This is a genomic window from uncultured Winogradskyella sp., from assembly GCF_947496485.1.
GTDB lineage: Bacteria > Bacteroidota > Bacteroidia > Flavobacteriales > Flavobacteriaceae > Winogradskyella.
Genome location: NZ_CANMCZ010000001.1, coordinates 335354 through 347272 on the forward strand (window position 1 = coordinate 335354; position 11919 = coordinate 347272).

Here is an 11919-nt window from a genome sequence, read left to right on the forward strand (position 1 = left end):
ACAGAGTTGAAATCATTTATTTATTAAATCAACTAGAGTCAAAATCTGATTTAGAATTTAAATGTTTGAAAAACTTTTATATCATAAAACATTTTAACTAATTATATTTGTTTATAATTGAATACAGTTTTCAACTTAAAAATTCTATTATAATTTGGACCTAATTAAATTTATAAATATTGATGAAGAATCCAGGGTACCGAAATACCAACAGATTATAGATTCCATAATTTATAATATTTCGGAGGGTAATTTGACAATGGGTCAAAAAATCCCTTCAATTAACATGTTTAGTGAAGAGTTTTATTTATCTAGAGATACTGTTGAAAAAGCCTACAGTATATTAAAGGAACGTAATATCATAAACGCAATACGTGGCAAAGGTTACTACATCAACAGAACAAAATTAATTTCAAAAATCAATATCCTGTTTTTGGTTAATAAATTAAGTTCTTATAAGCTGAGAACATACAATTCCTTTATAAATAGTATTGGTGCAAATGCGCATACAGACCTTATCATTTATCATTGCGACGAATCGTTATTTTTAAATTTGTTAGATAAAAATAAGGCGGCTTACGACTATTATGTTATTATGCCTCATTTTAAAACAGAGGATCTTAAGCATGTAAGTTTTACGGATAAGGCTATTAAGGCCATTAAAAAACTTCCACAAAATAAACTAGTTATTTTAGATAATTATAAACCAGAAATGGGTGGTAATCATGTAGAAATCTATCAGGATTTTGAAAATGACATATACAATGCATTAAAAGAAGGAATCTCTAAAATTAAGAGATACAAAAAAATTATGTTGGTCTACCCTGAAAAGGCTGTTTATCCATATCCTCGAAGAATTTTACATGGCTTTAGAAAATTCTGCGTAGAATTTAAACTTGATTTTGAAATTCTTGATGAGGTAATTGACGATATGATTATAAAAAAGGGCGATTTATTTATCACCATTGAAGAATCTGACTTGGTTAATTTGGTAAAACAGGCGAAGGAAGATGAGTTTATTTTAGGGAAGGATATCGGAATCATTTCTTATAACGATACACCATTGAAAGATTTATTAGGAATTACGGTAATATCTACAGATTTTAAAATCATGGGTGAAACTACCGCAGGTATGATTTTAAATAACAAAAAAGGCCGTGTAAAAGTCCCTTTTAATTTAATTGAAAGAGAGTCTCTCTAATAATATTTAAAAGTATTATTTACTTAAAACATTAACCATTTAAAATTACAAACCAACGCTATAAGTTCGCATTTGCAGACTTGACGGATTGTCAACTACTATTTCTTTAGGCAGTTTACTCAATTTTCCTGTCATAGTATCACGGCTAAAGACTACTATATTATCAGTAAATTGATTGGCAACCAACAAAAACTTACCAGAAGGATCAATTACAAAGTTTCTTGGGTGCTCACCATAAGTTGGTTCATGGCCAATTAAAGTAAGGGTTCCATTTTCTTGATTGACAGAAAATATTGAGATACTGTCTTCTTCTGGGCCACGATTTGAAGCGTACAAAAAATTTCCATCTGGTGAAATGTGAATATCTGCCGCTCTGTATATATCCTGTTGTTTTTGATAGGATTGATAATCTTTAAAAAATTCTAATTGGCCATATTTATAATTGAAAGCCGTTATTTTACCACTTAATTCGGCAATGCTATATCCAAATTTACCATTTGGATGAAAGGTGAAATGTCTTGGTCCACTTCCTGGTTTCATTTTAATTTGTTTTTCGTTATGAAGTAATGAATCCTTCATATTACTATTAAAACTAAACCCTCTTATTTTGTCTGCGCCAAGGTCATGAGCAAGCAAAAAATTATTATCAGGTGAAAAATTTGAAGAATGTATATGTGATGCTTCTTGTCGACTGTTAACGACGCTACTATCCTTAAATCTTAAAACTTGACTATGCGAATTAAGACTTCCATCCTTCTTAATTTTGAACAAACTCAAACTACCATCAGAATATTGAGAACTTGCTAAAAAATTTCCTGTTTTATCTATGTCTATATGTGCCGGATTCAAACCACCACAATCTTGTGAATTTATCAATTCTATTTTTCCGTTAATAGAATCTACAGCAAACGCTCCTATTTTCCCATGATATGGCATTTGGCTATCCATCACCGAATACAAGTACTTACCATTGTTAGATAATTTTAAAAATGATGTATTGGTAACACTATCTAGCGTGAATTTCAAAGCAGCTTCACCTGTTTCAGTATTAAACTCGTATACATGGATGCCTTCTCCTGGTTTTTTATCCGTAAAACTCCCTACAAAGAGTAAAGTTGTTTCTTTTTTTGACTGACAACCTACAAGTAATAAAACGACTAAGATTAACGATAAGCATTTTGATATTTTAATTAGTTGCATAAACTTGGGTTAATAGGTCTTGTAATAGGTTTTATTAGCATCCGTTTGTATGGTTTCGTTTTTATAAACCAGTTTATCTCCCTCGCCTATATAAACACTTTGCAAGGCTTTATTTTCATTCAATGAAATTACTGCAAAAGTGCCTTTAAAGTAAATACCTAGTGCTTCATCCTGAAATATATCATCTTTCGATTGGGTTATCACATATTGTGTCAACTTTTCGGTTGGTGTATCACTAACAATCTTCAATCCTTTATAGACACCATTCTCTTCTAATTTTTCAACTGATTGTATTGTAGCCGTTTCGGATTCATTAAAAGGTTCAAAAACCACAACAAATGGATTTTTCCAAGCTCGACCTTTATTACGAATGACCAATGTTGGTGTCGGCATATTGTCGTATGGCTTTGGCGACTCAAAAGTTGCAGGCGCTTTTACTTTGGTATATTCCCTGTTTTCAAAACCTGGAATATGCAATTGCATAAACAGGCTTCCTGTACGTAACTTTTTCGTATTAAATGTCGCCTTAACATCCTTGTCATAGGCTTGTGATGATTTTACATTTTTAAAAAAATGCCATCCTGGGTTTCTATAGGCTTTATTATGCCTCCACTCCGCATTGGCATTTGCCATATACCGTTTTGGTGTTTTTTTGAAATTCAGATCTTTAGTTTCAAACACTAATTTATCACCAATATTATGATATAAATAGTCGTGATATTCATCTGGAAGCTTAGATTTTGAACGAAATACATCAACATAATAGCCCGTTGTAGGTGATGTTCGAATTAAGGCCAAAGTCCGTTCTTGAGTCGCTTCTGCTTTTTCACCTTTATTGTCTTCGAAACTGGTTTGACTAAATGAATGGTAAGGCGAAACAGCCTCTTCTCCTACTTTAGGCTCCATAGAAATAAGTTCAACAGTATTAATCCCTAAATTCACCCATCCACCTTCACCTTGAGAACTCCCATTGACGATAACGGTATTGTGTGCCGCAAATAGTCTTGAATAATTTTCATGAAGGTCTTTTCCGTATCGCTTTCTTCCATGGTCAACACCTAATACCTGACCTTCACCATACAATTCAATATTCATACCTTCGGCATGACCGTGAACCATGTGAGCTCCTCCTACAAAACACATTAAACCATCTTTTGGATCATTTGTACTACTAAAATTACGTTGTAATACAATACCTGCGTGATACACTCTATCGGTTCTTGGTAAATCTATCTTAGCGACTTCTTGACTCATATCATCCTTGTACCAAAACAAAGCTTCGAGGTTTTTTCTGCGGTATTTACCTTTAGTCATAGCGCGTTTAATGAGTGGTGCAAATTTGTCTTCCAACTCTGGTAAACTATCCATTTGAGCTAATACAAAAGCATTTTCATAAGCTTCGTATGGTGCATGAGCTTTTCTATGTCCATCTCCCCATCTTACAATCTCATTATTCGGATATACAAAATAATCCAATCGTGGCAAAGCATATAAAATATTAGGATACGTTTCTCCGAGCTTTAAAGACGGATTGTATCTGTTTACAACCAATATTAATTTAGCTAAAATGGCTGTGGAATGATTTAGATACTGCGAGGTCTCGGGCCATATATCCCCTTTATTTTTATACTTTTTATACATGACGGTGAGTGCGTCTTGATTGTCTGTGTTTTCAGTTAGAAAATAGGATAATAATGTTTCACGCTCTTTTTCGTCATCCATAGCTAAAGCATTATAGACTAAGCTTGGTGCTTCTAAAACTGAATGGTTAGAACCCGTATGGCCGTAATTGATCGTAATATCCGCATAGGTTCTACAAACCTCTTGAAGCTCTTTTACAGGGAAATCTACTTTTCTGTTTTTGATGATATCAAATGGTTTTCCACCGATTTTAAGGTAAGACGCTATAAAATCATAAATCAAAGGGACTTTATAACCTAAAACACGTACTTCTCTAAAACCATCATACGGAAACAACCAACCACCTCTGCCGTGCCAATCTGAAAGTTCAGATTGTTGCACTGATTTTGTAAAAGCATACAAAATACTACTTGCCACATATGCATATTTTTCGTCTTGGGTTAAATAATACATCATGCCACAATCAATAGCGACTTGCAGATATTTGTCCAATAACTCCATATGTTTCGACTCGGCATCTGTGGCATTATCAAGATTTTTTTGGACCCCATTTTCTACATGGTAGGTTTTATAAAAAGGTGGAAAGCTATTCTTTTTGGCTTCGGACCAATTGAATGGTAACTTTTCTAAATAGGTTTTCGGATTTTTATTAAAGGTTTTAACTTCAACATCTGCTTTTCCTTTTAATTTAGTAAAGATGTCTTTTGCCCAATCTTGAGTCTCTATTTTTTCAAGAATTTGACTTCGCTCTTCGGCCGTCACTAAAATGAATGGGCGCTCTTTAGCCTGACTACTCATTTTAAAAGTAATGAGTAACAGTAGTACTATAAACCTGATATTTAGCTTTAAATATTTAAATTTCATTGACATCATTTTCACAACCTCGTTTAGCCCTAGTTACTTAAACCATTCCGTATGGTATATCTTCCGTAACCTTTCCAAATCATCTTTAAAGTCTTCGTCATTAGTAAAGTGTGTGGTTTCAAAAGGATCTTGCTTTAAGTTTAATAACTGTTCTTCAATGCCATCAACATCATAGCGCATATATTTTAAACCGTTTTTATCAACCACCATTTTACCTATTTCACTTTCTACACCAAGCGTTTCTCGCCATGCTATATCTTTACCTTCAAAAAGTAGTCTTAAGCTTTTACCTCGAGCATCAGAAACCCCTTCTATATTGGCATAGTCACACACAGTAGGCAGTAAGTCCAGTCCATTGGAAACTAAATCCACCTTGTTGACCTGACCTTTTGGAATATGCCCTTTCCACATCGCCATAAATGGAATGTTGGCAGACTCTTCATACAATGTCGATTTATGTTCCATACGATGACTTGCACTCATATCACCATGGTCACTTGAAAAAATGATAAGTGTATTCTCTTCTTGTCCGCTATTTTTTATAGCATCTAAAAGCACCTGAACTTCTTTGTCCATAACCTCTGTTAAACGATGGTAGGCATACCTGTGATGTTTCCAATCATTATCGGTAAAATGCGCTCTGGCGTTTTTACGAAACGGTCTGGCATTAATCAAGCTTTTTACTGCTCTAGGTTCATCGATTTGAGGCTCGTAATTTCCTGGTAGAGGCGGACAATAACTTGCATAAAATTCTTCTTCGCTAACGCCTTCTGGGATTTTCATGGCTTCATCTAAAGTTGCCAATTCAACTTTAGCACGTTTTAAGAGTATAGAATCGTTTTTACTGGTCGCTTTTTCTTGTAAAGCCAAGTAGCAAATATCATGCGGGTTTATTAATGAGACTACCATGAAATAAGGATTCTCATGCTTTTTCTTAATGATCTCTGATGCTTTGTTTACCAGTTCACCCCTTTCGTCATCACTAAATTTATTAAAACCAAGTGCTGCTGGCCTTAAAGACTCTGGTAAATGTTCTTTACCACCAAAATACAGTTCGTAATTCGCCTTTTTCAGGTACGACGCAATGGTTGTATTTTTGACTTCTTGAGAAACGGTTGGGATTTTCATTGAACCTCTATTTTCTCTAATCTCATTCCCTTTATCATCTTTAAAATAACTTGGAAATCGACCTGTCATTAAACTTACTCTTGCTGGTGAGCACACAGGATTGGTGGTATAGGCTCTTGTAAAGCGGATACCATTATTGGCAATATAATCTAATGCTGGTGTTTTTAAATACGAGTTACCTGCATTACTCATCATATTTGCGCTCATTTGGTCTACATAAACATATATGATGTTAGGCCTTGCTTCTTCTTTAGTGGCTGTATTCTTTTCTTCGTTTTTACAACTAATTATCCCTAAGAAAAGGATTAGAAGTGCTATATAATTTGAAACGCTTTTCATGATTCAACTTTCTATTTTAAAAAATCTTTTCCCCATTTTGCTCGCAACTCTTTAGCCAATTGATTAACCGTGTCTTGATACTCCGGTTTTTCAGCCAAATTGTCGAGTTCTAATGGGTCGTTCTTATGATCAAACAACATTCGTGCATAGGCTATGCCATCGTCCTTAGTCCATTCGGTATAAAATAAATCACCTTTAATCAAGGTTACTGCATCTTTGAATTTACTGACTGCCCAGTCTTTTTGTGGCGTTTCTCCATTTAGAATTGGCGCAAAACTTTGTCCTTCAAGATTCTTTGGCACATCTAAACCTGCAAGTTCTACTAAACTTGGATAGATATCCACGTATTCAGTTATGGCATTTGTTTTTTGTCCTTTAGTTTTACCTGGCACTTTGATGATTAAAGGTGTTTTTAAAGCTGTTTCAAATGTAGAATGTTTAGACCATAATTTATGATCTCCTAAATTCCAGCCATGGTCTCCCCATAAAACAACTATGGTATCATCTTCTAACTCTAAGCGTTTTAATTCGTCTAACACCAAACCAATTTGTGCATCTACATAACTGACACAAGCATAGTAACCGTGAATCAATTCTTTAGATAAATCTTCTGTAAGGTTTCCTTTCTTTGGAACGTTACCATAATTGCGTAACTCACCAAAATTGTGAAAGGCTTGTTTAGGTGTGCTTTTGGGCTGTACATAACTTTCAGGTAATTCAATTTTTGACCTGTCATACATATCCCAATATTTCTTTGGCGCATTAAATGGTAAGTGCGGTTTCATAAAACCTAAAGCTAAAAAGAAAGGCTCGTTCTTGTTTTTCAGCATTTTTAAATCTGCTATTCCTTTTTGGGCTATTTTAGCATCAAAATAAGCGGTATCTTCAACTTCTGCCATTTCAAAAGCAGCAGCACCTGCAACAGCAAGGTTCGCATCTCCATTTTCAATTCTGTTTTTTTCTAATTGATAGTCGCGAATATTTCCTTTGGGAAACCATATATTATCCCAAGCCAAACTATCATCATTTATTTTGTGATATATCTTTCCGTTAGAAATTGTAGTGTATCCTTTTTTCTTGAAAAAATTAGGCAATGAAACTGCCTGAGGTGCATCTGTATCTGCTCTTGTACTATAATTTATAAAACGCTGTCTTGTTGGACGCAAACCTGTAAGCAAACTTGCTCTTGAAGCGCCACACACAGGTATATTACAATAGGCGCGATCAAAGACTAAACTTTCATCAGCTAACTTATCGAGATTTGGTGATTGAATATGATTAGCGCCATAAAAATTAAGTTCAGGGCGCAAGTCATCAACGGCAATAAACAAAATGTTCATTGGTTGTTGTTCTTTAGCGGCTATGGTTGTCTCTTTTTCATTTTTACATGAAATAAAAAGTAATGCTAAACCTAATGTGTATGTGAAATATCTATTCAACTTAAACTATTTTTTTACCAATGTTCAATAACTATATAATCGTCTTTTGTAAGTGTGTTTTTTATGGAATCTGGTATTTTTCGTCTTGGTGTGTCTTGATCTAGCTTAAATCCCCTTTTTCCTTTGGGTGTAATGATCGGCATATTGCCAATTTCTTTATTTAAAATATCACCTTGTTCATTCATCCATGTAAATAAGTCTTTTACCAATCTTTCTTTTACAGCTTTTAATTCTGAATTATTAGCCAAATTCTGTTGCTCAAAAGGGTCATTTTCTAAATCATATAATTCCTCAAATAGTTCGTTCTTAAATGCATTAGCACCTCTTTTAATGAAGTAGTCCACATTAGGTTTTCCTGTTAAATTTTGTTCAACAACTTCCAACGAATTGAAATTTCGGATGTATTTATATCGCTTATCTCGAATCATTCGAGATGGAAAAATTTCAGAATTTAAAATGTTTTGATTGGTTCTTACGCCATAGACATACGTGTTGATTTCATCATCTTTTCCTTTAAGCAATGGTAACATACTTTTCCCATCCATATCTTCAGTTGATTCACCTCCAGCAACATCTAAAAAAGTCGGCAAAACGTCTGTATAATGAATCAACTGATTTGAGGTTGAACCTGCTTTTATAACTTCTGGCCAACGCGCCACAAATGGCACTCTTAAACCAATATCTTTTACGGTAAACTTACCTGAAACGCCATGATCTGCACTGTATATAAACAATGTGTTTTTGTCTAAATGGGTGTCGACAAAACTTAAGACGCTTTCCAATTGTGTGTTGTCCTCTTCGATACTTCGATAATAACCAGCTCTGCTTTTAATATATGCTTTGTCATTTTTTTTATGTGCATTGAAAGGATAAAATTTAAGGTCTTCAGCATTTGGATTATTGACGTCAAAATATTTACCATGCGGATATTTTGATGTGATGAACATGCAAAACGGTTTTTTAGCCGTTTTGAAATAATTTTCAATACTATCCAATGGAATGTATTCTCTTGGCGCGTTTTCTTTTGGCACTGGTTCCCATTCCTTATCCCATTGATATACACTATTTGGTTTTACGTGGCTTTTTCCGGCTAAAACAACTTCATAGCCTAAATTCTTCATGTGTTCAGTCACACTTTTAATGTCTGGTTTTGTAGCCGTATGATTTGCAAAACAACCATTTTTAAGTGGATATTGTCCCGTGAAAATTTGAGATCGGCTAGGCGCACATATCGCCTGTGCCGTAAATGCATTTGTAAACAGCATGCCTTCTTTTGCTAATCGATCTACTGAAGAAGTATTTACTTTTTCATTACCATAACAACCATAATCATATACATCTTGGTCGTCTGCCAGATAGAAGATAATATTTGGTTTTTGATCATCATTATTATTTTTTTGTGAAGATGATGTATTGCAACTTAAAAAAAGAATTGCTAAAAAAACAAATATTGGAATTTTTGAAAATATCTTCATATTAACCAATCTTCTAGTTGCCAAACCTCTTAGTTATATAATACTTTTTTGTAAGCATTATTTAATTTTAGAATATACATTCCATGTGAAAAATTAGAGATATCTATTGTATTTCCTTTTCCAGACAGAACTTTAACTCCTGTTATGCTATACACTTCCCAAAGTTCTGCTGTATTACTTTTTAGTGTAAACACACCATTAGAACTTGGGTTTGGAAAAACAGTAAAAGCATTGTCTAAATTATTTTCATCTACAGACAATCCTTCTTGTACAAATGTGGCTGTTATATTTAAATCGGAATTAACTGTTATTGTTAACGGATTTTCTGTGCTTACAATATCACCAGACCAACCTTGAAATACCCAGCCTTGATCTGCAATGGCATTTAAATCAAATTGCTGCCCTCCAAAAGAAGTTCCGCTTTCATAATTTAATATGCCATTACCTACTTTACCAATTGTTACATCAAAAATCTGACTATTTGCAATAGGTATAAACTCTATTCTATCAAATACAATACTACCTGTATTTACACTTTCATATACCTTAAATTCGTTAATAATACCTTCCCAATGCGACCAGTTTGTTAAATCTACATCTATCGTATGCCACTCATTATCATTCGGGATTGTGATTTTTTTTCTACCAGTTGCAAATACTGTACCTGGAATATTTGCGGCCATTTGAAGAAACGTGTCTTCTGTGTTATTTTTAACAACTAACTGTAATGTGTCATACAAATCAGAATTAATATTTAACTCTGTAATTGCTGCCATTGGAAATGCAAATCCATTTGAATAATTCAAGGTTAATAAATCATTATCTGTATTTACATTCATTCCTGAACTCACTGCTGTCCAAGGCGCAAAATCTTCTGAAGTCGTCCAAACAACAGTTGCAGGTGTAATAGGGGTTGTAAAATAATCTTCGGTTCTAAATTCAAACTTTTCGAACGCAAATGAAGGAACTTCTGTTTGTAAACTTATTACTGAGCCAGATTCACCATCTGTTCGTGCAGTAGTGACTATACTTTCCCAATTACTATATTGGTGCGGGTTTGGATTTTGATATGCTTCATATGCAGCTAAACCAGCTTCCGTTAAAATTCTCTCTGGATCACCTCTGTCATTAAATCCACTTTTTACATAACCTAATCCAGAATTTTCTTCTAAGAAATTCTGAAGTTTATTATTGGTTTTATCATAAGAAATACTTCTATAATATAAGGTTGTACCTTCTGGTAATTCGGACGTAATAGACACATTTACCTCCTCATTATCCACATAGTTTAAAGAACTATTGTTATAATTATATATTAAAACATCATATTCTGTAGCGCCATCCTTTTTTGAAAAAATAGCATCAACATCATTTGTTGGAGTTTCTGGTGTACCAGAAATATCTGTTGTATAACGAACCTTGCCATTCATAGAATTCAAAATACTAATTCCTGGAGGATCTTGTGAACCAGTTCTATTACCCCATCTATATATTAAATCTAAGCCCTCCTCTTTATTTTTATAAAAAATATTAGAAAAATACAATTCTACAATTTCTGCATGAGATGTTTCTGCATTAATAAACCCATTGCCATCAGCACCATTCATTGTGGTTACTGTTGCATACTCCATTAAATCAATGGTTGCACTGGCGTCCCATTCTGGATGATTTATCAAATCTGCAAATAAATGATCATACTTAATGCTCATATTACGTAAATTACTATTACCTAGAACTACGTAATCTGATATTCCCCAAAAATCATATTTCACATTATTATCAAAACAATATTCTATTAAATCCTCAGCAAAAGAAGCGAAAGGCTCTCCTTTGTAATTTAATACAGAGCCATTTTGATAGAGAAAATCTGGAGCTCTTGTGTGTAAACCAATCATTGCATTCGGCAAAACTGACCTTACTGCACTTTCTGTATTTTCATAATGCTCTATAAAATCTTGTTTGGTACCAAACCAATGGTCTGGTGTTTCGATTTCCGAACCGACTCTAAAACGCCAAGACAACACCATTTCTTCTCCATAGTTTGCTACTAACTCGGTCATCAATGCTACTATATAATCATAGTATGCAACTTGATCTGCAGGAGGTAAAGAATTTCCATAAATAGATATTTGTTCGTTTTCTCGAAAATTAACGTTATCTATAGTCCCTTCAGGAATAAACGTATAGCCGTGTTGAAAAGCCCAAGGCGGTTGATCTAAGACAATTTGATGGATTTCTGTTTGAGAATTAATAATATTATCTAACCTTGCTATCAGTGGCTCAAATCTATAAACGTATTGATTATTAATAGAATCATACAAACAGGTATCAAAATCTAAATCTTTCATTCGTACTCCATTTACAATTTTATTGATTCCGCCAATCATTCTAACGGTATTCATTTTAAGTCCTGGACGTACATTTGAACCATTTTGAGGACTAATTCTATTAGCTATAGACCAAATATTATGTAAAGGTGCGCTCTCATCAGCTTCATCTGTAAAATCTGCAGATAGAGTTACTTGTGCGCTTAAGTTGTAAAGACTAAAAATGAATAATAAAACGGCTAGCTTCTTTAGAGATGACATCATTTAAACTATGATTAAAATTATTGTGAATGACAATTTAGTTA

Annotated in this window: 7 protein-coding genes; 1 reads left to right on the top strand and 6 read right to left on the bottom strand. The window is 33.7% G+C overall.

All coding sequences use genetic code 11. The annotated features are described in order from the left end of the window. Positions 1-154 precede the first annotated feature (154 nt). Entirely contained in the window at positions 155-1201 is a 1047-nt protein-coding gene (locus Q0822_RS01500; RefSeq protein WP_299119226.1) for a GntR family transcriptional regulator, read from the top strand. A 45-nt stretch (positions 1202-1246) separates the two neighbouring features. Here the strand turns inward: Q0822_RS01500 and Q0822_RS01505 are convergent, their stop codons facing one another. The 6 genes from Q0822_RS01505 to Q0822_RS01530 are packed head-to-tail and all read right to left on the bottom strand — an operon-like array spanning position 1247 to position 11878. After that, complete coding sequence (locus tag Q0822_RS01505) at positions 1247-2401, bottom strand: lactonase family protein (protein ID WP_299119229.1); 1155 nt, start codon at positions 2399-2401, stop codon at positions 1247-1249. 9 nt (positions 2402-2410) lie between these two features. Further along, the gene (locus Q0822_RS01510) at positions 2411-4906 is read right to left on the bottom strand and encodes a heparinase II/III family protein (RefSeq protein ID WP_299119232.1); all 2496 of its coding nucleotides are present in this window, start codon (positions 4904-4906) and stop codon (positions 2411-2413) included. Positions 4907-4939: 33 nt separating this feature from the next. Then, positions 4940-6373, bottom strand: coding sequence for a sulfatase-like hydrolase/transferase (locus Q0822_RS01515; RefSeq protein ID WP_299119235.1), 1434 nt, complete (start codon positions 6371-6373; stop codon positions 4940-4942). Positions 6374-6384: 11 nt separating this feature from the next. Further along, positions 6385-7812 carry a sulfatase gene (locus Q0822_RS01520; RefSeq protein ID WP_299119237.1) on the bottom strand — a complete coding sequence of 476 codons (1428 nt, stop codon included), beginning with the start codon at positions 7810-7812 and terminating at the stop codon, positions 6385-6387. 14 nt (positions 7813-7826) lie between these two features. Continuing rightward, entirely contained in the window at positions 7827-9287 is a 1461-nt protein-coding gene (locus Q0822_RS01525) for a sulfatase (RefSeq protein WP_299119240.1), read from the bottom strand. 29 nt (positions 9288-9316) lie between these two features. Beyond that, a complete protein-coding gene (locus Q0822_RS01530; RefSeq protein WP_299119242.1) occupies positions 9317-11878 on the bottom strand; it encodes a T9SS type A sorting domain-containing protein in 2562 nt (853 codons plus the stop codon). Positions 11879-11919 lie beyond the last annotated feature (41 nt).